This window comes from Lonsdalea populi (assembly GCF_015999465.1).
GTDB classification, from domain to species: Bacteria; Pseudomonadota; Gammaproteobacteria; order Enterobacterales; family Enterobacteriaceae; genus Lonsdalea; species Lonsdalea populi.
In genome coordinates this window covers 1,201,090-1,224,379 of sequence record NZ_CP065534.1, presented here as the reverse complement: position 1 = coordinate 1,224,379, position 23,290 = coordinate 1,201,090, and the positions used below count along the sequence as shown (strand labels likewise).

Sequence of the window (23,290 nt, the reverse complement as noted above, 5' to 3'; positions counted from 1 at the left end):
GCCCGTTGCTCGATAACATCGGTCTGTTCGTCACAGCGGGCCGCCCCCCCGACATAAGAAACGGAGACGCTCGACCCCCTCTGCAACACGGTAAACACGGTAGGCGGACAGGTTCGTCCGGACGAGACATTCGCATAATCGTTGATACCGCGTCCGCCCCAAACGACGGGCTACGCTCCCCGTCGTTGAGGCTGCGTCGAATAACAAAAAGGCACCCTCTTCGGTGCCTTTTTTGACTTCTCGTTGTCGAGAGCGTTATTTCGCGTTGTTCAGCACTTCGCTGACAATCTCTACCGCTTCTTTTTCAATTTTCCGTAGATGTTCGTCGCCGAGGAAACTTTCACAGTAGATTTTGTAGGCTTCTTCCGTACCGGAAGGACGCGCGGCAAACCAGCCGTTATTCGTCATCACCTTCAGCCCACCGATAGACGCGCCATTGCCCGGCGCGGTGGTCAGGCGCGCGGTAATCGGATCACCCGCCAGCGTACTCGCGGAGACCTGCTCCGGCGACAGCCTGGACAACGCGGCTTTTTGCGCATGCGTGGCCGGTGCCTGAATACGGTTATAGCTAGGCGCACCGAAGCGTTTCGCCAATTCATCATAGTGCTGCTGCGGGTTCTTACCGGTCACTGCCGTGATCTCCGCCGCCAGCAGACACATGATGATGCCGTCTTTGTCAGTCGACCACGGCTGAGTGTCAAAGCGCAGGAAGGACGCGCCCGCGCTTTCCTCGCCGCCGAAGCCCAGACTGCCGTCGAACAACCCATCGACAAACCATTTGAAGCCGACCGGTACTTCCACCAGCTTGCGTCCCAGATCGTTGACGACCCGGTCGATCATCGCACTGGACACCAGCGTTTTGCCGACTGCGACACTGTCGCTCCACTGCGGACGATGCTGGAACAGATAGTTGATAGCGACGGCAAGGTAATGATTCGGATTCATCAGCCCGGCGGGAGTCACGATGCCGTGGCGGTCATAGTCCGGATCGTTGGCGAAGGCCAGATCGAACTTGTCGCGCAGCGCCAGCAGCCCGGCCATGGCGAACTCCGATGAGCAGTCCATACGGATGACGCCGTCGTGATCCAGCGTCATAAAGCGGAACGTCTGATCAACTTCGTCGTTGACCATGGTCAGATCCAGTTGGTAGTGTTCGGCGATCCGCTGCCAGTAAGCGATACCGGAACCGCCCAGAGGATCGACGCCCAACTTCAGCCCGGCGCGCTGGATGGCCGCCATATCGACGACATCGCCCAGCCTTTCCACGTAGGCCTGCACCAGATCCTGTTCGTGAAGATGAGCGCCCTGTTTGGCCGCGTCCATGGTCTGACGCTTAACGCCGCACAATGCTTCTGCCAGCAACGCGTTGGCGCGCTTTTCAATCACGCTGGTCAGATTGGTGTCTGCGGGACCGCCATTGGGGGGATTGTACTTGATGCCGCCGTCTTCCGGCGGGTTGTGCGACGGCGTAATGACAATGCCATCTGCCAGTGCGCCGCCGTTGCGGTTGTGCGTCAAAATCGCGTTGGAGACCGCCGGCGTTGGGGTGAAGCCGTTATCCTGCTGGATAATCACGTCCACACCGTTCGCCGTCAGCACTTCCAGAACGGAAATAAACGCGGGTTCAGACAACGCATGCGTGTCTTTACCCACGTAACAAGGGCCGCTAATTCCCTGACGACGGCGCTCTTCGGCGATGGCCTGTGCAATAGCCAGAATATGCGCTTCATTGAAACTGTGACGCGCGGCGCTACCGCGATGACCAGAGGTGCCGAATTTCACGGCATGGGCCGGATTGGCAGGGTCCGGTTGCAACACGTAATACTGTGACGTCAACTGCGCGACGTTAATCAAGTCGCTCTGCCGGGTAGGTTGTCCAGCTCTCGGGTGATTAGCCATTACCTTGTTTTCCTGACGCGTGATTTAGAGGGTGCCGCAGACTTTCTCAATCAGCTCCGGCGGGAACTGCATCGATTGCATGATGTGTTCGACCATGCTTCGTTTACGACCCGTATTGGTATTCGTGATAACCCAGTATGGCGTGCCCTGAATATGTTTGGGTTTAGTGTGCGTGCCATTTTGCAGCAGCGTATGCTCGTCACCGGCAAAGTAAACGCGGGTCCGGCCGTGGAGCGACTCGGTCGCCGCGCTGAATTCAGCAGGTGACAAGTCATACAACGTGGACAATATCAACATGAAGCGGTTGATCGCTTTATTCTTCTCAGCGTATTCGTCTGATAACAGCAGCTCGCGGAGCGCTCTCACCCGGTCTCGCGGGCTGGGTTGAATCGCCGCCGCCGGCTGTTCAGCCGCCGCAGCTTTGGAGGGGGCTGTCTGTGCAACCTGTCCGGCGCTGAATTTCAGCATGCGCCGTAAAATGTCTGATGCGCTTTCGCCAATATGCTGGGTATGGCTGGCAATATAACGATAAAGCTCTTCGTCGACCTCAATAGTTTTCATCTTCATCCAGTACGGTTTTATTTCTTCAATCATCAGGGAGTATAAAGTTACCTTTCTCCCGCGAACAGCAGCAAACGGGGGTATCCGCATAAAGTCAGATTAGGCTGAGTGATGCCTTTGCGCATGGAGGGTCGCCAGAGGCGAACGTTCATGGCACTGCGAGATCGCAGGATAATCTCATGATACCCTAAGCAAACGTCTCCCTGAATGAACTTCACTATGAAATTGAATTATCGCTGGCAAAACGCACAACTGCCTCAGCAGCAGCTTCCGGTTATTCTCATTCACGGCCTGTTCGGCAACCTGGATAATCTTGGCGTATTAGCCCGCAATCTGCAAAATCAACACGATATTTTACAGATCGATCTGCGTAACCACGGGTTGTCTCCACGCGATCCCTCCATGCAGTATCAGGATATGGCGCAAGATGTCGTGGATCTGCTGGACGAACTGGCGCTGGATCGTGTCATGGTGATCGGCCACTCCATGGGCGGTAAAGTCGCCATGGCGCTGAGCGCGCTGATTCCGGATCGCATTGAGCGCATCGTCGCGATTGATATTGCGCCGGTGCATTATCACAGTCGACGACACGACGACATCTTTGCCGCGCTAAGAGCCGTCAGCGCCGCCGGGATTACACAACGTACTGCCGCTGCGGAATTGATGCGCGAAAGCATCGCCGACGATGGCGTAATTCAGTTCCTGCTGAAGTCATTTGCTCAGGGAGCGTGGCGATTCAACGTGCCGGTTTTATGGGACCAGTACGAGGCCATTTCAGGCTGGCAGGACGTCCCCGTCTGGGCGCACCCCATTCTGTTCATTCGCGGAGAGAATTCGCCTTATCTGGATCGCCGCTATCGCGATGCGCTGCTGCGCCAGTTTCCCGGTGCGACGGCTTATGCCATCGCAGGCGCAGGGCATTGGGTCCATGCAGAAAAACCCGAGGCCGTGCTGCGGGCAATACACCGTTTTATGGCCCAGAGTTAACCCAACCGTTCGCCGCGACACCAGTAAACCATTGTCGCGGCTGGTTCCGCTGGGGTATCATGTCGCCCGCTTTACGCACTGAAGGGTCGGCTTTCTAGCCACTGGCATTGTTAACCACATCATCAAAATGTCGCAGATAAAATGCGCCTTTTGGTCCGAATCTTTGCAGTACCACTACCTATGGCAAAAGAACAAACGGATCGCACCACGCCGGATCTTTTCGCTGATGAGCGTCGTCCGGGCCGTCCGAAAACCAATCCGCTTTCACGAGATGAACAGCTGAGAATCAACAAGCGCAATCAGCTGAGACGAGACAAAAATCGTGGGTTAAGGCGGGTTGAGCTGAAAATTAACGCAGAAGCGGTCGATATTCTCAACGCGTTGGCGGAAGAGAAAAAGATCAGCCGAAGTGAGCTCATCGAGCAAATTTTGCTATCGCAGCTGGCAGGCGCAACACGTTGATCGCACATAACGCGTCGTCAGAGACGCCCCGAATTTATTGTTTTCATTACGACGTTCACTGACTCCCACGCTCCGCACATCTTTCAGTCTAATTCCCAATCCGCCCTTATCATCGCGCTCCTCGCGGCGACGATAAGGGTAACAGGCATAGCTGCTAGCGTGTGAAATCGCGTGGCTTGGTTAGAATTTTTCCCAGTTATCCGCCGATTTCCCTGATGGGAGTGCTTTTAACGCAGGCGCGGGAGCGGCCGATTTTACCTCACGGCTATGAACTACGGGCGCGTCTTTGGCCGACGATTCCGTCAGGCGGAAGACCGACACGGCCTGCGTCAGCAGAGCCGCCTGCTCTTCCAGCGAGCGCGCGGCGGCGGACGCTTCTTCAACTAACGCGGCGTTCTGCTGTGTGACGCCATCCATTTCCGCAATCGCCTGCCCTGCCTGAGCAATCCCTTTACTTTGCTCCTCGGACGCCGTGGCAATTTCCGCCATGATATCGGTCACGTTCGATACGGAGCGGACTATTTCGCTCATGGTCGTTCCTGCGTCCGCGACCTGCGACGATCCGGAATCGACGCTGCGTACCGAATCGGAAATCAGATGTTCGATCTCCTTGGCCGCCTGCGCGCTTCGCTGAGCCAGATTACGCACTTCCCCCGCGACGACGGCGAAACCACGCCCTTGTTCTCCGGCGCGGGCCGCTTCCACTGCGGCGTTCAGCGCCAGAATGTTGGTCTGGAATGCAATCCCGTTAATCACCGTGGTGATTTCAGCAATCTTCTTGGAGCTGCTGGCAATTTCAGACATGGTTTTCACCACGTTGTCGACCAGTTCTCCACCCTTGTGGGCCGTGACCGAAGCCTGCTGCGCCAGCTGACGCGCATGCCCGGCGTTCTCGGCGTTCTGTTTCACCGTCGACGTTAACTGCTCCATACTGGCCGCGCTCTCTTCAAGCGCGGAGGCCTGAGACTCCGTGCGCGCCGAGAGGTCATTGTTGCCAGCGGCGATTTCCGCCACGCCCTGATAAATGGATTCGGCGCTGCTGCGGATGGTGCTGACCGTATTAGCCAGGCTGCCCTGCATATCGCGCAGCAGAGGGAACAGTTTGCCCACGCAGTTGTTGCCGAAGTCCACGATCGGTTTACCCAACCGCCCGGCGGCGATGATCTGGAAGTAGTCGCGAAGTTCGTTGAGAGGGCGCATCAAATATTTGACCAGATAACGATCGGTGAACAGCAACATTAATATGCCCGCTATCAGTCCCGCTACCAGGATAGTCTGGCCAATGAAAGTCAGACGGTTGAAACGCTCGCCCGCTGCGCTAAACTTCTCAGCGCCCGCTTTGTTGAACGCCGTAACAGAAATGCCGAACTGACGACTTAACGCAGGGACGGTCGTTTTAGCATATTCCTGATACTCATCCAGCGCAGAGGCAGCCGCGCGTTGGAACATCGGCTCTACGCCATTTTGGATAAGATTCGTCCAGTCGTTGGCCACCGCATCAGCCAAAGAACTGTCCATGCCGGCGTGGTCGATCTGTTTGAACGCCACCAAACCCTCTTTCATATTATTGAGCGCTTCCGCTGCAGACCGCTGCTCTTTGTCCGCATTGGCGATATCGCCCGACCGACGATAGTCCACCGATCTGGCCAGTCGAGTCACCATACGAAAATACTGATCGTTCCCCGTGTTGACTAGGTTCATATTTTTAACCAGGAGCGTGCTGGTGTGCGATGTTTGGGTCATCGCATGGAATGAATAGAAGGTGTAAGCCGAAACCGCGCCCCACAACACACAGAAAGTGCCCAACACCCACAGTAATGCCGTACGGATAGCAATATTTCTCAGCAATCGCATATCAAAACTCCCTGCCGAAGCAAAAGATTAAGTTTGGTGTAACTAAGACTGGCTGAAGCGCCTTTGTTAAGGGAAAGCACGGTGCTGATTGGGCGTCACTGACAAAGCGCTCAGTGTTCACCATCGTCAATATCGGACAAAAATTTAGAGGACAGACTTCGCAAAAATAAGAAAAAAACCAGAAATAATATTTAGTTAAAGTTTTTCAATAAGATAGTAGATTAAAAAAATTACAAAAATATCTATGACATAAAAAATCACCGCGAGGGCAGAGAGAGTCGAGGCACCGGCAGATACAAGTTTCTCCCTCAGAAAGGGTCTGCTATCATTATCCGATCTGTGGTAGCTCAGGCACCATATCAATAGGAATCAAGAGGTTATATTATCCATGGCACTTATAGGTATTTTCTTCGGCAGCGATACTGGCAATACCGAAAACATTGCCAAGGCAATCCAACAGCAGCTGGGCTCCGATGTCGCAGAAGTCCATGACATCGCCAAAAGCAGCAAAGAAGATCTTGAGCGTTTCGACATTCTGCTGCTGGGCATTCCAACCTGGTATTACGGGGAAGCACAGTGTGACTGGGACGATTTCTTTCCGACGCTGGAAGACATCGATTTCGCCGGAAAGCGCGTAGCGCTCTTTGGATGCGGCGATCAGGAAGACTATGCCGAGTATTTCTGTGATGCCATGGGCACCTTGCGCGATATTATCGAACCGCGCGGCGCGACCATCGTCGGTAACTGGTCTACCGAAGGTTACTACTTCGAAGCCTCGAAAGGTCTGGCTGACGACAACCACTTCATCGGCCTGGCGATTGATGAAGACCGTCAGCCGGAGCTGACCGAGGAGCGCGTGAGCGCATGGGTTAAACAAATCAGTTCTGAGCTGAATTTGTAAGCATTTTAGATCAGTTCTCCCCGTTGCGGCCCGGCACAAGTTTGTGTCGGAGCCGTATCAATAGGTAAAACCTGTCATAAATATAGATACATTTTTTTAACTTTTCCGCTTTGCGCGGTACAATACCCCCTTCGGTTAGCTGGTTTCTCACCATTTTTCGCTTTTAAAACGGCGTTGCGCCGTCCCTCTCACCGATGGGTAAGCCTGATATGGTTACGGTTCTGCGGTTTTCATTTCGCCTATGCAGTTCTATAATTGAGACGAATAAACATGTTTGAGCCGACCGATGATATTAGGCTAGTTAGCCTCCCTTGATGAAAGTAGAGTAACAGGACTAAATCCGCATGACTGACAACAACACCGCATTAAAGAAGGCCGGCCTGAAAGTAACCCTTCCTCGTCTTAAAATCCTGGAAGTCCTGCAGGACCCAACTTGCCATCACGTCAGTGCGGAAGATTTGTATAAAAAACTGATTGATATGGGAGAGGAAATTGGCCTGGCTACCGTTTATCGCGTGCTAAACCAGTTCGATGACGCCGGTATCGTTACTCGTCACAACTTTGAGGGCGGAAAATCAGTTTTCGAGCTGACTCAGCAACAGCATCACGATCATCTGATTTGTCTAGACTGCGGACGCGTCATTGAATTTAGCGATGAATCCATTGAAGCTCGCCAGCGTGAGATTTCAGAGCGCCACGGTATCAAACTGACTAACCACAGTCTGTACCTGTACGGCCACTGCAGCTCCGGCAACTGCCGTGAAGACGAAAAACTGCACGAAGGGAACTGATTCCTCTTCTAATCAGAAAAAATGATTCACAAAAAAAGAAAACCGCCACGGCGGTTTTCTTTTTTCTTTATTCGGGCACGATAAAGTCAACCGGCCCAAGTGTCTCGCAAACCTGTGGTTCGGTTAAATACCAAATGATCGGCGCTGGAGTAAACGCGGTCCGCGCAGAAGTACCCTTCACGCTCGAACTGGTACGCTTTCTCCGCCAGAGCCTCCGCCATGCTGGCTTCAACAAATCCATTCGCGATCTGCAACGACTCAGGGTTGATGGTCGACAGGAAATCTTCCGCCGCCCCTGGGTTCGCTACGCTGAAAAGACGGTCGTACAGGCGGAATTCGGCCGGAATGCCGTGCGCCACGGAAACCCAGTGGATGACGCCTTTTACCTTGCGTCCATCGGCCGGATCTTTGCTCAGCGTATCTGGATCATAGCTACAGTAAATTGTTGCGATCTCGCCCTGCTCGTCTTTTTCAATACGGTCAGCTTTGATCACATAGGCGTTGCGAAGACGAACTTCCTTTCCCAGCACCAGACGTTTGTACTGCTTGTTGGCGGCTTCACGGAAGTCGGCACGGTCGATGTACAGTTCGCGGCTGAAACCGACCTGACGCGTTCCCATCTCCGGCTGGTTGGGATGGTTTGGCATCGTCACCCACTCTTCGTGGCCTTCAGGCAGGTTTTCGATAACCACTTTCACCGGATCCAGCACGGCCATGGCGCGCGGCGCATTCTCGTTCAAATCATCGCGAATGCAGGATTCCAACGATGCCATTTCTACCGTGTTGTCCTGTTTGGTCACACCGATACGGCGGCAGAATTCGCGAATAGAAGCTGCGGTATAACCACGACGACGCAGACCGGAGATCGTCGGCATACGCGGATCGTCCCAGCCTTCCACGACGTTTTCCATCACCAGTTGGTTCAGTTTGCGCTTGGACATCACCGCATATTCCAGATTCAAACGAGAAAACTCATACTGATGCGGATGCACGGGGATGGAGATATTGTCGAGCACCCAATCGTACAGACGGCGGTTATCCTGGAACTCCAGCGTACACAGAGAGTGAGTCACCCCTTCCAGCGCATCGGAAATGCAGTGGGTAAAGTCGTACATCGGGTAGATGCACCACTTGTTGCCGGTCTGGTGGTGGTCGGCGAATTTGATGCGATACAGCACTGGATCGCGCATCACCATGAAAGGCGACGCCATATCAATTTTGGCGCGCAGGCACGCGGTGCCTTCGGCAAATCCGCCGCTGCGCATTTTTTCAAACAGCACCAGGTTTTCCTGAACGTCGCGATCGCGGTAAGGGCTGTTTTTACCCGGGGAGGTTAGCGTACCGCGATACTCGCGGATCTGCTCCGGCGTCAGCTCATCGACATACGCCAGCCCTTTATTAATCAACTCAATCGCGTACTGATGCAGTTGGTCGAAATAGTTGGACGAATAACGGACTTCGCCGCTCCAGGAGAAGCCCAGCCAATGGACGTCGTGCTTGATGGACTCGATAAATTCGATGTCCTCTTTGACCGGGTTGGTATCGTCGAAACGCAGGTTGCATTGGCCGTGATAGTCTTCGGCAATGCCGAAATTCAGGCAAATCGATTTTGCATGACCGATATGCAGGTAGCCATTGGGCTCCGGCGGAAAACGCGTCTGAATATGATCATACTTACCAGATGACAGATCTTCGTCGATGATCTGGCGAATAAAATTCGTTGGGCGGGCTTCTGCCTCACTCATGCTTGATTCCTTAAAACGAAAAACAACACATAACCGCTAATGATCCAACAAGCCACGCCGGGAAACAACCGTTTGTTTCACCTAAATTGCATAGGCGTGGACAGCATAAAAAACGGGGTGAAGTTTTATCTTCGCCCCGCTATGAATATTTCAATGACGAAATCGCCCGGCGGGGTCATACGTTATTACCCGACCGATAAAGTGTCGCCCTATTTTTTCGATAGCTGCCGTAAAGCAAACGCGATAGTTTCAGCCTGCGTCCCCACAACAATCTGCACACTTTGCGCGTTCAGGCGAATCACGCCGGAAGCGCCCAGCTGTTTGGCTAACGCTTCATCCACCCGCGCCGAGTCTTTCACATTTAAACGCAGGCGCGTGATGCAAGCGTCAATACCGGTCAGGTTGTCTTTCCCGCCGACGGCGCGCAAATACCCCTCAGCCGCCGTTTCCAACTTATCTGAAGATGAAACCTGCGTGGACGGGGTCTCTATGACAGTCGCAACCGCTTCGCGCCCCGGCGTCAGGAGATTAAAACGTTGGATAGTAAAACGGAAGACGATGTAGTAGATAACGAAGAATACCAGCCCCTGCGGAATCAACATGTACCACTGCGTCGCCAGCGGGTTGCGGGATGAGAGCACCATATCCACCAGACCTGCGCTAAAACCGAAACCGGCAATCCAATGCATGCTCGCGGCGATGTAAACCGACAGCCCAGTCAGCAGCGCATGCAGGAAATACAGCACTGGCGCCACGAACATAAAGGAGAACTCCAGCGGCTCCGTGATGCCGGTAAAGAAAGCGGCAAAGGCGCCGGCTATCATGATCCCGGCCACCCGGCTACGATTCTCAGTGCGGGCACAGTGATAAATCGCTAACGCTGCACCCGGCATGCCGAACATCATGATAGGGAAAAAGCCCGCTTGATAACGCCCGGTGATGCCTGGAATCGCTTTACCCGCATCGATAGCCTGCTGTCCACTCAGGAAGTTAGGGATATCGTTGATCCCCGCGACGTCGAACCAAAAGACGGAGTTGAGCGCATGATGCAGACCGACAGGGATCAGCATGCGGTTAAAGAAGGCGTAAATCCCCGCTCCGACGGACCCCATACGCTGTATGTGTTCGCCGAAGGAGACCAGACCGCCGTAAATCACCGGCCACACGTACATCAGGATGGCGGCGACGACGATCATCAGCATGGAAGTCAGGATCGGCACCAGACGGCGGCCGCTGAAGAAAGAGAGAGCTCGCGGCAGCTCAACGCCGCTGAAACGGTTATAAAGTTCGGCCGAAATTACTCCGACCAGGATACCGACGAACTGATTTTCAATTTTACCGAACGCTGCCGGCACCTGATCCAGCGGGATTTGCTGAATCATGGCGACCGCCGCCGGCGAACACAGCGAGGTCAGAACGAGATAGCCCACGAATCCGTTTAACGCAGCGGAACCGTCTTTATCCTTGGACATGCCGTATGCCACGCCGATGGCGAACAGCACCGCCATGTGTTCAATGATGGCAGCGCCAGATTTCAGCAATAGCGCGGCCAGCGCGTTCTGACTGCCCCATCCCGTCGGGTCGATCCAGTATCCTACCCCCATCAAAATGGCGGCGGCAGGCAATGTGGCGACAGGCACCATCAGCGCCCGGCCTATATTCTGTAGATAACCGAGTGTACTCACTTTCCTCTCTCCCCTTGCGAACAATGAAACGGCCAGTCGATTTAATCGTTTTAGCCCCACCCTGCGGATAGGTTTTGAGTGTAAGAAATATATTTTTTATTGCGAAATAACAGCATCGATTATGTGATAAACCCCACCTTAATATCACATATAAAAAGTTTATGACTGCTTACTCAAAGCACTTATTTCAAGATAAAAAAAAACAAGCTAGACTACATTTCATAGCAAGATAGTTGAAGATCGCCGTGTTATTCGACTATAGAACTAAATTTCAAGCGATGGCTGACGCTTCAGGAGAACGCCAATGAGACTGATCCCGCTCAACACCACCGAGGAAGTCGGCAAATGGGCCGCACGTTATATTGCCCAGCGCATCCACGACTTTAATCCTACGCAAGAACGCCCTTTTGTACTGGGACTTCCCACCGGCAGCACGCCGCTGGAAGCCTATAAGGCGCTGATTGCTCTCCATCAGGCGGGCGATGTCAGCTTCCAACACGTCGTCACCTTTAATATGGATGAATACGTAGGGCTTCCGCCGGATCATCCGGAGAGCTATCGGACGTTCATGTTCCATAATTTCTTTAATCACATTGATATCCCACGTGAAAACATTAACCTGTTGAACGGAAACGCGAAGGATATCACCGCGGAGTGCCAGCGCTACGAGGACAAAATCCGCGCTTACGGCAAAATTCACCTGTTCATGGGCGGCGTAGGCAGCGATGGCCATATCGCGTTCAACGAACCGGCGTCATCACTGGTGTCGCGCACGCGTATTAAGACCCTGACCGAAGAAACCCGCATCGCCAACTCGCGCTTTTTCGGCGGCGATGTCAGCCTGGTGCCCAAATATGCCCTTACCGTGGGAGTCGGCACGCTGCTCGATGCGGAAGAAATCATGATTCTGGTCACCGGTCGAAACAAAGCGCCGGCGCTGCAGGCTGCGGTTGAAGGCAACGTCAATCACCTGTGGACCATCAGTTGTCTGCAGTTGCACGCCAAGTCCATGATGGTCTGCGACGAACCCTCGACGATGGAACTGAAGGTGAAAACCGTTAAGTATTTTCGCGAACTCGAAGCTGAGAATCTTATTCGATTTTGATCGGTTAGCCGGGAGCTCACAATGTACGCTTTAACTCATGGCCGCATTTTTACCGGCCATCAAATTCTTGACGACCACGCCGTCATCATTGCCGATGGGCTGATAGACCGTGTTTGTCCGCTGAAAGAACTACCGACCGATATCGACACGCGCGGCCTCAATGGCGCCCTGCTCGCACCAGGTTTTATCGACCTTCAGTTGAACGGCTGCGGCGGCGTGCAGTTTAACGACACGCTGGACAATATCTCGGTCAAGACGCTGGAAATCATGCAGCAGACCAATGAGAAATCCGGCTGCACCAGTTTCCTGCCAACGCTGATTACCGCCTCGGACGACTTCATCCGGCGCGGGGTGGAAGTCATGCGCGCCTATCTGGCGCAGAACAACCATCAGGCGCTGGGGCTGCATATAGAAGGCCCGTGGCTGAATCCTGTCAAGAAAGGCACTCACGACATCTCATTGATCCGCCAGCCGGACGAGGTTCTGGTCGAGTTTCTGTGCAACAACGCGGATGTGATAACCCAAATCACGCTCGCGCCCGAACGGGTTTCCGCCGACATCATCCAGCGGCTGGCCCGCGCCGGCATTATCGTTTCCGCCGGCCACTCCAATGCGACCTGGGAAGAGGCCAAACGCGGTTTTGCCGCCGGCATCCGCTGCGCAACTCACCTTTTCAACGCCATGCCGGTCATTGCCGGACGCGAGCCGGGGCTGGTCGGTGCGATTTACGACGCGCCCGAAATCTACAGCGGCATCATCGCCGACGGCCATCACGTCAGCTGGGCCAATATCCGCAACAGTAAACGCATTAAGGACGACCGATTGGTATTGGTTACCGACGCCACGGCGCCTGCCGGAGCCGAAATTGACCAGTTCATTTTTGCCGGCAAACCCATATACTACCGCGACGGCATCTGCGTGGATGAGCACGGCACCCTAAGCGGGTCGGCGCTCACCATGATCGATGCGGTACGCAATTGCGTAGAACAGGCGGGGATCGCCCTGGATGAAGCGCTCCGAATGGCCACGCTCTACCCTGCCCGCGCCATCGGCATCGACCACCGACTGGGCAGTATCGAGCGCGGTAAAGTCGCGAATCTGACGGCGTTCACCCGCGATTTCCACGTCATCAATACTTTTGTCAACGGCGAGGAAGTATTGAACTAAGTCGAGCAAATTTCATGACCACAGGCGAGCAAGCGAAGATAGGCAATATCGATCTGGTAAAGCAGTTAAACAGCGCGGTGGTATACCGGCTTATCGATCAACAAGGGCCGATCTCCCGCATACAAATCGCCGAACAGAGCCAGCTTGCGCCCGCCAGCGTCACGAAAATCACTCGCCAACTGCTGGAGCGCGGGCTGATCAAAGAAGTCGATCAGCAAGCCTCCACCGGCGGCCGCCGGGCCATCTCCATTGTGTCGGAGGCCCGCCCTTTCCATACCATCGCCGTTCGTCTGGGACGCTACGACGCCACCATCGCGCTCTACAATCTGGAAGGGCGACAGCTGGCGGAAGCGTATTACACGCTGCCGGAGAAAACGCAGGAAACGGTAGAAACAGCGCTCTTCAAAGCGATAGACCACTTCATCGGTCAACATCAGAACCGGATTCGCGAGCTGATCGCTATTTCCGTCGTGCTACCGGGACTGGTCGACCCTACCGCCGGTCTGGTCCGGTACATGCCGCATATCAACGTCGACAACTGGCCGCTGGTGCAGCATTTGCAAGAGCGCTTCGAGGTCGACTGCTTTATCGGCCACGATATTCGCAGTCTGGCGCTGGCCGAACACTATTTCGGGGCAAGCCGCCACTGTCAGGATTCGATCCTGATCCGTGTTCATCGCGGCACCGGCGCGGGAATTATCGTCAACGGGCAGATTTTTCTCGGTAGCAACGGCAACGTCGGCGAAATCGGCCATATTCAGATCGATCCGCTGGGGGAGCACTGCCACTGCGGTAACTTCGGTTGTCTGGAGACCGTGGTATCCAATTCCGCCATTGAGCAGCGCGTACTTCACCTGTTAAAACAGGGCTATCCCAGCAAACTCACCGTGGAAACCAGCCAGATAACGCCTATCTGTCAGGCTGCCAATCGTGGCGATGCGCTGGCGCTTGAAGTGGTTGAACTCGCGGGGTTGTATCTGGGCAAAGCCATCGCACTGACGGTCAACCTGTTCAATCCGCAGCAGGTGGTGATCGCCGGGGAAGTGACCGAGGCGGCGAAAATTTTGCTGCCCGCCATCCAGCGCTGCATAAATGCGCAGGTGTTGAAGGACTTTCGCAATAACCTGCCCGTGGTGGTTTCCGAACTGCATCATCTGTCCGCCATCGGCGCCTTCGCGCTGGTCAAACGGGCGATGCTTAACGGTACGTTGCTGATCCGGCTGCTGGAAAAAGATTAAGCGCCGATTAAGGCCATAAGGCCGAATTATGGAATCACCAAAAAAAGGCGCATCCCGTAAATGCATTTTATGGAATGTTTATTATATTGCGCTAAATATTAAGCATTCCTCATCATGAATGCTTTTTTCATTAAAGGTTATTGAACTCAAGTGCCATTTTGATGCTAAATCTTCGTTACTGACACAGCAGCGGTACACACAGCTCGGCCATTCGGCATAGAAACATTGCTCCATCCACTGCTGGCAACATCTCATCTTGACTCGCGAATATTCGCGAGATCGGCGAATCAAGGAGCTTCATCTTATGTGTTCTATTTTTGGTGTGCTTGACCTGAAAACCGACCCGGTTGAATTACGTAAAAAAGCGCTGGAGCTGTCCCGCCTGATGCGCCACCGCGGCCCGGATTGGTCCGGCGTCTATGCCAGCGATAAAGCAATTCTGGCCCACGAGCGTCTTTCTATCGTCGACGTCAACACCGGCGCTCAGCCGCTGTACAACCAATCTCGCACCCACGTTCTGGCCGTCAACGGCGAAATTTACAACCATCAGGAACTGCGTGAGAAGTACGCCGATCGTTACGAATTCCAGACGGGTTCCGACTGTGAAGTCATCCTGGCGCTGTATCAGGAAAAAGGACCGGAGTTCCTTGATGAGCTATACGGCATGTTCGCTTTCGCGCTGTACGACAGCGAAAAAGACGTTTACCTGATCGGCCGCGACCATCTGGGTATCATCCCGCTGTATATGGGCTACGACGAACACGGCAACTTCTATGTCGCGTCCGAAATGAAATCGCTGGTGCCGGTCTGCCGCGCGATTAAAGAATTCCCAGCGGGCAGCTACCTGTGGAGCCAGGAGGGTGAAATCCGCGAATACTACCGCCGCGACTGGTTTGACTACGAAAACGTCAAAGACAACATGACGGATAAAGTCCAACTGCGCGACGCGCTGGAAGAGTCCGTCAAGAGCCATCTGATGTCCGACGTTCCTTACGGCGTACTGCTGTCCGGCGGACTCGATTCCTCTATCATTTCCGCCATCACAAAAAAATACGCGGCTCGCCGTGTGGAAGACGACGCGCGCAGCGAAGCCTGGTGGCCGCAGTTGCACTCTTTCGCCGTCGGTCTGAAAGGCGCGCCTGATTTGAAAGCGGCTAAGCAGGTGGCAGACCATCTGGGCACCGTGCATCACGAGATCAACTTTACGGTGCAGGAAGGCCTGGATGCTATCCGCGATGTGATTTATCACATCGAGACCTACGACGTGACGACGATCCGCGCGTCTACGCCGATGTATCTGATGTCCCGTAAAATTAAAGCGATGGGCATCAAAATGGTGCTGTCCGGCGAAGGTGCCGACGAAGTGTTTGGCGGCTACCTTTACTTCCATAAAGCGCCGAACGCTAAAGAGTTCCACGAAGAAACCGTGCGTAAACTGCTGGCACTGCATCAGTACGACTGCGCCCGCGCCAATAAAGCGATGTCTGCGTGGGGCGTTGAAGCGCGCGTTCCTTTCCTGGATAAGGCGTTCCTCGACGTGGCGATGCGCGTTAACCCGAAAGACAAAATGTGCGGCAACGGCAAAATGGAAAAACACATCTTGCGCGAGTGCTTTGAATCTTACCTGCCGCACGACGTGGCATGGCGCCAGAAAGAGCAGTTCTCCGACGGTGTCGGCTACAACTGGATTGATTCTCTGAAAGAGATCGCCGCTGAGCAAATTTCCGACCAGCAGATGGAAACCGCGCACTTCCGTTTCCCGTACAACACACCGACGTCCAAAGAAGGCTATCTGTACCGCGAAATTTTTGAAGAGCTGTTCCCGGTTCCCAGCGCCGCAGAATGTGTTCCTGGTGGTCCGTCCGTCGCCTGTTCTTCCGCCAAGGCGATCGAGTGGGACGAATCCTTCAAGAAAATGGACGATCCGTCTGGTCGCGCCGTGGGCGTTCACCAGTCAGCGTACTAACCGTCTATTTTACGGTTTTCATCCTAAACGGGCCTCCAGAGGCCCGTTTTTCTTATCGATGATGGCAAAAAAAACGGCCTTTTGACGCTTTTCTGTTCATACTGTTCATAAGCCAGACAAACGGCCGCCGGCAGGCGATTTTCGGGAAAAAATGTGTTGACGGTTCAAAGTCAACTACGCATAATGCGCCCCGCAACGCCGATGAAGGTGACGCGGAAAAGATGGCTACGTAGCTCAGCTGGTTAGAGCACAGCACTCATAATGCTGGGGTCACAGGTTCGATTCCCGTCGTAGCCACCATCTTTTTTGCGGGAGTGGCGAAATTGGTAGACGCACCAGATTTAGGTTCTGGCGCCGCAAGGTGTGCGAGTTCAAGTCTCGCCTCCCGCACCATGTAATCTTCTAGGCTAAGCAACGTTTTATTGGGGTATCGCCAAGCGGTAAGGCACTGGGTTTTGATCCCAGCATTCCCAGGTTCGAATCCTGGTACCCCAGCCAATTTCAGTGAGACACTTCGTTAGGAGTGCAACCCGTTGGGGTATCGCCAAGCGGTAAGGCACCGGATTCTGATTCCGGCATCCCAGGTTCGAATCCTGGTACCCCAGCCAAACATTCGCCACGAAGAAACTTTCTTCTGGTCAATAGCAGTACCAAGGCTACGTAGCTCAGCTGGTTAGAGCACAGCACTCATAATGCTGGGGTCACAGGTTCGAATCCCGTCGTAGCCACCACATTTTGGGGTATCGCCAAGCGGTAAGGCACCGGATTCTGATTCCGGCATCCCAGGTTCGAATCCTGGTACCCCAGCCACGAATACAAAAAAAGCCTGCTGATGCAGGCTTTTTAGTTGTTGGCGACCCGTCCTAAATAGCGTTGACTCATTCCAGCCCTCAACGCCGGGATGCCCCATAGAACGCATCCAATTCTATGCTCGGCGCGCCTGTCGGCATATCGCTATCCGTCATCCCTTCTCTCTCGATATTAATGCGCGACTGATTTGGAAAAGACGTTGATTATGATGACGCCAGCAATAATCAACCCCATGCCCAGCACAGCCGGAAAATCCAGACGTTGACCATAAATAGCCCAGCTCACGCCAGCAATTAATACGATTCCCGCACCAGACCAAATGGCGTAGATGACGCCTGTCGGCAGCACGCGCATGGTGATCGTCAGGCAGTAGAACGCCACCGCGTAAAACACCACGGTCACCACGCTCGGAATAAAACGGGTAAAGCTGTCAGACAGCTTAAGCGCCGTCGTCGCAATGACCTCGGAAACAATCGCCAAACTCAAATAGAGGTATATCATCATTCTCTTCGCATAAATGGTCGTTGGAAAACGCGTACAGCTTATGCACTCTACCCGTGCGAACTTAAACGCGGCCCCGACGGGCCGCCTGGACTAAAGCCCCAGCGCGTATTTCAGCGCCTGCTGTTTAAGTTTACCCGCCCGCTGAGCCGCCATCAGCGCCACGTTCCTCGCCAGCATTAATGGCGCCAGTCGATTGCTGAAAGCCCCATAGAATAAATCCATTCCGCTTTGCATCAGCAGGTTGTCCATCCTGCGCCGCCGTTGGTAGCGCTGTAGAATGGATTCTTCATACCAACACTCACCGCGATCGCGCGCTTGAGTGACCACAGACAGTAAGGCTTCGACATCACGATAGCCCAAATTCACGCCCTGCCCCGCCAGCGGATTGATGGTATGCGCCGCATCGCCCAGCAGCGCCAGCCCCGGCACCACGTAACGCTGGGCATGCCGGCGAATCAACGGGAATGCGCCCGCCGCCACGGCATTCACTCGCCCGATACGCGCCGGAAAGGTCTCAGCGATGACGTCATCCAACTGCGCCATTGATAAGCTTTGCAACTGGCGAATGCGCTGCGGACCGTCATACCATACCAGCGATCCCCATTGGTCGAACAAGGGCAAGAAGGCTCGCGGGCCATCCGGCGTAAACTGCTGCCAGGTGACATCCTGCTGCGGAGCTTCCGTGCGAACGCTAATTAACATACAGGACTGGCGATACTGCCAACCACTGACGCCGATACCCGCCCACTGACGAACGCGAGACTGCGCGCCGTCCGCACCCACCACCAGCGTCGTTTCGATGACGGCATCATCATCCAGCGTCACCTGCCAGACCGGCGCTGCGTAGTTCAACTGTTTAAGATGCCGTGGGCAGAGTAGCGTTACTCCCTGCATATTTTCCAACGACTGCCAAAGCGCCAGTTGCAACACCCGGTTTTCGACCATGTAGCCTAATTCCGGCAGGCTCAGCTCGCTGGCGTCGAACGCGACCCGAGCGCTGTCCCACTCCCAGGTCTCCAGCCGACGATACGGAGCGCTGCGCATCTGTTCCACGTTCGCCCACGCCCCCAACTGGCGCAGTAACGCCACAGAGGCATAGCCAATCGCCGATAAACGCAAATCCGGCGGACTTTCGGCATCAAACGCCGGCGGCGCATCCTGCTCCACCAACGCCACCTGAAAACCGTTTTGCGCCAACCCTAATGCGGCGGCGGCGCCCACCATACCCCCACCGACGATGACTACGTCAAAGTGCATACGTGCCCCACCATTTCTAAACAGAGTCCCGTGTATAACAGGAAAAGAATTGAGCATAGTTTACTGGATCTCGGCCGTTTTATCAGAAAAGCGAAGATGGGTGCATACTGGTCACCGCGGCGCCAAACGATTACAATACGCGCCCGCATCAAGGTAAAGCGTGTTCACCCGAACTGAATAATGGCAAGTCTATAACGATGATAAAAAAACTGCATATAAAAACCTGGGGCTGTCAGATGAACGAATACGATTCATCCAAGATAGCCGGCTTACTGGAAAGCACTCACGGTTATGAGCTGACCGACATCGCAGAAGAAGCGGACCTTCTTCTGCTGAACACCTGTTCTATCCGTGAAAAGGCGCAGGAAAAAGTCTTTCATCAGCTCGGCCGCTGGAAGGCGCTGAAAGACAGCAATCCAAACCTTATCATTGGCGTCGGCGGCTGCGTCGCTTCCCAGGAGGGCGCGCACATTCGCGAACGCGCCCACTACGTGGACGTCATTTTCGGGCCGCAAACGCTGCACCGCCTGCCGGAAATGATTAATCACGTGAACGGTACGCACAGCCCGATCGTTGACGTGAGCTTCCCCGAAATCGAGAAATTCGACCGTCTGCCGGAACCGCGCGCCGAAGGCCCGACCGCCTTTGTCTCCATTATGGAAGGCTGCAATAAATACTGTACGTTCTGCGTGGTCCCCTATACCCGCGGAGAAGAAGTCAGCCGTCCCTGCGACGATGTACTGTTTGAAGTGGCGCAGTTGGCCGAACAGGGCGTGCGCGAAGTTAACCTGCTGGGTCAGAATGTCAACGCCTATCGCGGCGAAACCTATGACGGCAACATCTGCACCTTCGCAGAACTGATTCGTTTGGTGGCGGCCATCGACGGCATCGACCGCATCCGTTTCACCACCAGCCATCCGATCGAATTCACCGACGATATCATCGGCGTGTATGAAGATACGCCGGAGCTGGTCAGCTTCCTGCATTTGCCGGTACAGAGCGGTTCCGACCGGGTACTGACCATGATGAAACGTCGTCATACCGCGCTGGAGTACAAGGCGATAATCCGCAAACTCCATAAAGCACGCCCGGGTATTCAGATCAGCTCCGACTTTATCGTCGGCTTCCCTGGCGAGACGAAAGACGATTTTGAACAGACCATGAACCTGATTGCCGACGTCAATTTCGACATGAGCTTTAGCTTCATCTATTCACCGCGCCCCGGCACCCCGGCGGCCGATATGGTGGACGACGTCAGCGAAGAGGAGAAAAAACAGCGCCTGTATCTCCTCCAGGAGCGCATCACCCAGCAGGCCATGCGCTACAGCCGCCAGATGATGGGCTCCGTGCAGCGCGTGCTGGTTGAAGGCACCTCCCGCAAGAACGTGATGGAGCTGTCCGGCCGTACCGAAAACAATCGCGTCGTCAACTTCGAAGGCTCGCCGGAGATGATCGGCAAGTTCGTGGATGTGGAAATCGTCGACGTTTATCCGAACTCGCTGCGCGGCGTGCTGGTCCGCACCGAAGATCAAATGGGGCTGCGTGTAATTGAATCGCCGGCGGCAGTCATCGCCCGTACCCGTAAGGAAAATGAGATTGGTGTTGGCACTTATCAACCCTGATAATCCCGCTATCGACGGGCAGTCCTGGCTGCCCGTATTCCCATCCCGAAGATCCTGCCTTGTTTTTATGAAACCGCCCCCAATATCGGTAGTGCGACTTGCGCCTTTACGGGTTAGCGATAAATAATCATGGTTATTCATGCATAGCTGGCGATCGCCAGCCGATGGACTCCAGTCTCAATCCGTCCATTTTCCGGTTAAATACCAAGAGGAATAATTTGAACGTAACGACCAAAGAGATCACACTCGAACCCGCGGACAATAAACGTTTACTCAGCCTGTGCGGCCCGTTTGACGACAATATCAAACAGTTGGAACGCCGCCTGGGCATTGAAATTAACCGCCGCGACAATCAATTCAAACTGGTCGGAACCGAACTGTGCGTCAAGGCGGCTGCCGATATTCTGCGGCATCTGTACGTTGATACCGCGTCGATGAAAGGCGCTAGCCAGGATATCGACCCAGAGCAGATTCATCTGGCGATCAAGGAGTCCGGCGTCTTGGAACAGTCCGCCGACAGCGTGCCTGAATTCGGCAAAGCGGTGAATATTCGTACCAAACGCGGCGTCATCAAACCCCGAACGCCGAATCAGGCGCAGTACGTCGCCCATATTCTCGATCATGATATTTCGTTCGGCGTAGGCCCGGCCGGTACCGGGAAAACCTATCTGGCCGTTGCCGCCGCCGTCGATGCGCTGGAGCGTCAGGAAATTCGCCGAATTCTGTTAACCCGTCCGGCGGTGGAAGCCGGTGAAAAGCTGGGTTTCCTGCCGGGTGACTTAAGCCAGAAAGTGGACCCGTATCTGCGCCCGCTGTATGACGCGCTTTTCGAAATGCTGGGCTTCGAAAAAGTCGAGAAGCTGATTGAACGCAATGTGATCGAAGTCGCGCCGCTCGCTTACATGCGTGGCCGCACGCTCAACGACGCCTTCATCATTCTGGATGAAAGTCAGAACACTACTATCGAACAGATGAAGATGTTCCTCACGCGTATCGGCTTCAATTCGAAAGCCGTCATTACCGGCGACGTGACTCAGATCGACCTGCCGCGCAACCAGAAGTCCGGGTTACGGCACGCAATTGAAGTGCTGTCCGACGTCGAAGAAATCAGTTTCAACTTCTTCCACAGTGAAGACGTAGTGCGCCACCCGGTGGTCGCGCGTATCGTCAACGCCTATGAAGCCTGGGAAACCGCGGAGCAAAAGCGAAAAGACGCGCTGGCCCAACAGCGTCAACGCGAAGCGCTGCAAGCTGCCGGGCAGGAGCAGAAATGAGTCAGGTTACTCTCGATCTGCAGATCGCCTGTAAAAACAGCGATGGCCTGCCCTTAGAAGCTCACTTTCAACGCTGGCTGGATGCGGTGCTACCTCATTTTCAGGCGGAGTCGGAAGTGACGATCCGCATCGTCGACGAAGCGGAAAGCCATCAGCTAAATCAGACCTATCGCGGGAAGGACAAGCCCACCAACGTGCTGTCTTTCCCGTTTGAAGCGCCACCGGAAGTGGAGCTGCCGCTGCTGGGCGATCTCATCATCTGCCGTCAGGTGGTAGAGCAAGAAGCCGTCGAGCAGGAGAAAACGCAGGAAGAGCACTGGGCACATATGGTGGTGCACGGCTGCCTGCATCTGCTGGGCTACGATCACATTGAAGACAGCGAGGCCGAAGAGATGGAATCGCTGGAAACTGAGATCATGCAAGGGATGGGATACGCCGATCCTTATCTGGCAGAAAAATAAACGGTTACCGAGTTGCTTTAAATTCGGTATCTTACACAGCTATACGCCAGTGGCGGCATCGCACAAGCTTTCCCCCGCTGGTCACTTTTTCTAACCTGAGAGACGTCAACAGATACGCCATGAGCGACGACCATTCTTCCAACAGCGATAACCCTAGCCCCAAAAAGGGCTTCTTTTCTCTTATTCTCAACCAGCTTTTTCACGGTGAACCCAAAGATCGTAACGATCTGCTCACTCTGATTCGGGATTCGGAACAAAACGATCTCATCGATCCGGAAACCCGCGACATGCTGGAAGGGGTAATGGATATTGCTGAACAGCGAGTACGGGACATCATGATCCCGCGTTCGCAGATGATTACCCTGAAGCACAACCAAACGCTTGAAGAGTGCCTGGACGTGATTATCGAGTCCGCCCACTCTCGCTTCCCGGTCATCAGCGAAGATAAAGACCACATCGAAGGGATTCTGATGGCCAAGGACCTGCTGCCGTTCATGCGCAACGATTCCGAGCCGTTCAGTATGGACAAAGTCCTGCGTCCTGCGGTCGTCGTCCCGGAAAGTAAACGCGTCGACCGCATGCTGAATGAATTCCGCTCGCTGCGTTATCACATGGCTATCGTCATCGACGAATTCGGCGGTGTTTCCGGCCTGGTCACGATTGAGGACATTCTGGAACTGATCGTTGGGGAGATCGAAGACGAATACGATGATGAAGAAGATCGCGACATCCGCCATCTCACTCGTCAAACCTATACCGTTCGCGCGTTAACGCCAATTGAAGACTTCAACGAGTCCTTCTCCACCCAATTCAGCGACGAAGAGGTCGATACCATCGGCGGATTGATCATGCAGGCTTTCGGCCACCTGCCGGCCCGGGGTGAAACCATCGAACTGGACGGTTACCAGTTCAAAGTCGCGATGGCGGACAGCCGCAGAATTATTCAGGTGCATGTCAGAATACCTGAACACGCCCCCCAACCTATATTGGAAAACTAATCA

At 54.4% G+C, this 23,290-nt stretch carries 19 protein-coding genes and 6 tRNA genes; 18 read left to right on the top strand and 7 right to left on the bottom strand.

What is annotated here, in order from left to right; all coding sequences use genetic code 11:
- Positions 1-255: 255 nt before the first annotated feature.
- Together pgm and seqA are read right to left on the bottom strand one after the other, a co-directional pair.
- Positions 256-1,899, bottom strand: coding sequence for a phosphoglucomutase (alpha-D-glucose-1,6-bisphosphate-dependent) (gene pgm, locus I6N93_RS05455; RefSeq protein ID WP_085685623.1), 1,644 nt, complete (start codon positions 1,897-1,899; stop codon positions 256-258).
- Between the two features lie 24 nt (positions 1,900-1,923).
- Positions 1,924-2,460 (bottom strand): replication initiation negative regulator SeqA, encoded by a 537-nt coding sequence (gene seqA / locus I6N93_RS05450; protein WP_085685654.1) that lies wholly within the window; start codon positions 2,458-2,460, stop codon positions 1,924-1,926.
- A 219-nt stretch (positions 2,461-2,679) separates the two neighbouring features.
- Between seqA and ybfF the strand changes: the two genes are divergently transcribed.
- A complete protein-coding gene (gene ybfF, locus I6N93_RS05445) occupies positions 2,680-3,447 on the top strand; it encodes an esterase (protein ID WP_085685625.1) in 768 nt (255 codons plus the stop codon).
- A 180-nt stretch (positions 3,448-3,627) separates the two neighbouring features.
- A complete protein-coding gene (ybfE, locus tag I6N93_RS05440) occupies positions 3,628-3,909 on the top strand; it encodes a LexA regulated protein (protein ID WP_085685627.1) in 282 nt (93 codons plus the stop codon).
- Positions 3,910-4,089: 180 nt separating this feature from the next.
- On the opposite strand, the gene I6N93_RS05435 is transcribed toward ybfE, so the two are convergent.
- The gene (locus tag I6N93_RS05435; RefSeq protein ID WP_085685629.1) at positions 4,090-5,763 is read right to left on the bottom strand and encodes a methyl-accepting chemotaxis protein; all 1,674 of its coding nucleotides are present in this window, start codon (positions 5,761-5,763) and stop codon (positions 4,090-4,092) included.
- Positions 5,764-6,151: 388 nt separating this feature from the next.
- Here I6N93_RS05435 and fldA point away from each other — a divergent pair, with 388 nt between their 5' ends.
- Both fldA and fur read left to right on the top strand, forming a co-directional pair.
- A complete protein-coding gene (gene fldA / locus I6N93_RS05430; RefSeq protein ID WP_085685631.1) occupies positions 6,152-6,664 on the top strand; it encodes a flavodoxin FldA in 513 nt (170 codons plus the stop codon).
- 344 nt (positions 6,665-7,008) lie between these two features.
- On the top strand, positions 7,009-7,455 hold the full coding sequence (gene fur / locus I6N93_RS05425; RefSeq protein WP_026738955.1) for a ferric iron uptake transcriptional regulator: 447 nt from the start codon (positions 7,009-7,011) through the stop codon (positions 7,453-7,455).
- A gap of 86 nt (positions 7,456-7,541) precedes the next feature.
- Here fur and glnS read toward each other — a convergent pair whose 3' ends face one another.
- Together glnS and nagE are read right to left on the bottom strand one after the other, a co-directional pair.
- Positions 7,542-9,200: a glutamine--tRNA ligase gene (gene glnS / locus I6N93_RS05420; RefSeq protein WP_085685633.1), complete on the bottom strand. Its 1,659-nt coding sequence runs from the start codon at positions 9,198-9,200 to the stop codon at positions 7,542-7,544.
- Positions 9,201-9,409: 209 nt separating this feature from the next.
- On the bottom strand, positions 9,410-10,843 hold the full coding sequence (gene nagE / locus I6N93_RS05415; RefSeq protein WP_373853574.1) for an N-acetylglucosamine-specific PTS transporter subunit IIBC: 1,434 nt from the start codon (positions 10,841-10,843) through the stop codon (positions 9,410-9,412).
- 346 nt (positions 10,844-11,189) lie between these two features.
- On the opposite strand from nagE, the gene nagB reads away from it, so the two are divergent.
- The 10 genes from nagB (at position 11,190) to I6N93_RS05365 (ending at position 17,171) form a co-directional block, all read left to right on the top strand.
- Positions 11,190-11,990, top strand: a complete 801-nt coding sequence (gene nagB, locus I6N93_RS05410; protein ID WP_085685637.1) for a glucosamine-6-phosphate deaminase — start codon at positions 11,190-11,192, stop codon at positions 11,988-11,990.
- Between the two features lie 21 nt (positions 11,991-12,011).
- On the top strand, positions 12,012-13,157 hold the full coding sequence (gene nagA / locus I6N93_RS05405; RefSeq protein WP_085685639.1) for an N-acetylglucosamine-6-phosphate deacetylase: 1,146 nt from the start codon (positions 12,012-12,014) through the stop codon (positions 13,155-13,157).
- 14 nt (positions 13,158-13,171) lie between these two features.
- Positions 13,172-14,395 (top strand): DNA-binding transcriptional regulator NagC, encoded by a 1,224-nt coding sequence (nagC, locus tag I6N93_RS05400; RefSeq protein ID WP_085685641.1) that lies wholly within the window; start codon positions 13,172-13,174, stop codon positions 14,393-14,395.
- 304 nt (positions 14,396-14,699) lie between these two features.
- Entirely contained in the window at positions 14,700-16,361 is a 1,662-nt protein-coding gene (asnB, locus tag I6N93_RS05395) for an asparagine synthase B (protein ID WP_085685643.1), read from the top strand.
- Between the two features lie 223 nt (positions 16,362-16,584).
- A tRNA-Met gene (locus tag I6N93_RS05390) sits at positions 16,585-16,661 on the top strand.
- An 8-nt stretch (positions 16,662-16,669) separates the two neighbouring features.
- Positions 16,670-16,754 (top strand) — tRNA-Leu (locus I6N93_RS05385).
- Positions 16,755-16,784: 30 nt separating this feature from the next.
- Positions 16,785-16,859: transfer RNA gene (locus I6N93_RS05380), tRNA-Gln, on the top strand.
- Between the two features lie 36 nt (positions 16,860-16,895).
- A tRNA-Gln gene (locus I6N93_RS05375) sits at positions 16,896-16,969 on the top strand.
- Between the two features lie 46 nt (positions 16,970-17,015).
- A tRNA-Met gene (locus I6N93_RS05370) sits at positions 17,016-17,092 on the top strand.
- Between the two features lie 5 nt (positions 17,093-17,097).
- Positions 17,098-17,171: transfer RNA gene (locus tag I6N93_RS05365), tRNA-Gln, on the top strand.
- Between the two features lie 171 nt (positions 17,172-17,342).
- Here the strand turns inward: I6N93_RS05365 and I6N93_RS05360 are convergent.
- Positions 17,343-17,675 carry an SMR family transporter gene (locus I6N93_RS05360; RefSeq protein ID WP_167459574.1) on the bottom strand — a complete coding sequence of 111 codons (333 nt, stop codon included), beginning with the start codon at positions 17,673-17,675 and terminating at the stop codon, positions 17,343-17,345.
- 90 nt (positions 17,676-17,765) lie between these two features.
- Positions 17,766-18,932, bottom strand: coding sequence for a 3-demethoxyubiquinol 3-hydroxylase (gene ubiF, locus I6N93_RS05355; RefSeq protein ID WP_085687036.1), 1,167 nt, complete (start codon positions 18,930-18,932; stop codon positions 17,766-17,768).
- Positions 18,933-19,129: 197 nt separating this feature from the next.
- Here ubiF and miaB point away from each other — a divergent pair, with 197 nt between their 5' ends.
- The 4 genes from miaB (at position 19,130) to corC (ending at position 23,287) form a co-directional block, all read left to right on the top strand.
- The gene (miaB, locus tag I6N93_RS05350; RefSeq protein WP_085687037.1) at positions 19,130-20,554 is read left to right on the top strand and encodes a tRNA (N6-isopentenyl adenosine(37)-C2)-methylthiotransferase MiaB; all 1,425 of its coding nucleotides are present in this window, start codon (positions 19,130-19,132) and stop codon (positions 20,552-20,554) included.
- Between the two features lie 218 nt (positions 20,555-20,772).
- On the top strand, positions 20,773-21,828 hold the full coding sequence (locus I6N93_RS05345) for a PhoH family protein (protein ID WP_085687038.1): 1,056 nt from the start codon (positions 20,773-20,775) through the stop codon (positions 21,826-21,828).
- Positions 21,825-22,289 carry an rRNA maturation RNase YbeY gene (gene ybeY, locus I6N93_RS05340; RefSeq protein WP_085687039.1) on the top strand — a complete coding sequence of 155 codons (465 nt, stop codon included), beginning with the start codon at positions 21,825-21,827 and terminating at the stop codon, positions 22,287-22,289. The genes I6N93_RS05345 and ybeY overlap by 4 nt, the downstream gene beginning before the upstream one ends.
- A 119-nt stretch (positions 22,290-22,408) precedes the next feature.
- Positions 22,409-23,287 carry a CNNM family magnesium/cobalt transport protein CorC gene (gene corC, locus I6N93_RS05335; RefSeq protein WP_085687040.1) on the top strand — a complete coding sequence of 293 codons (879 nt, stop codon included), beginning with the start codon at positions 22,409-22,411 and terminating at the stop codon, positions 23,285-23,287.
- Positions 23,288-23,290 lie beyond the last annotated feature (3 nt).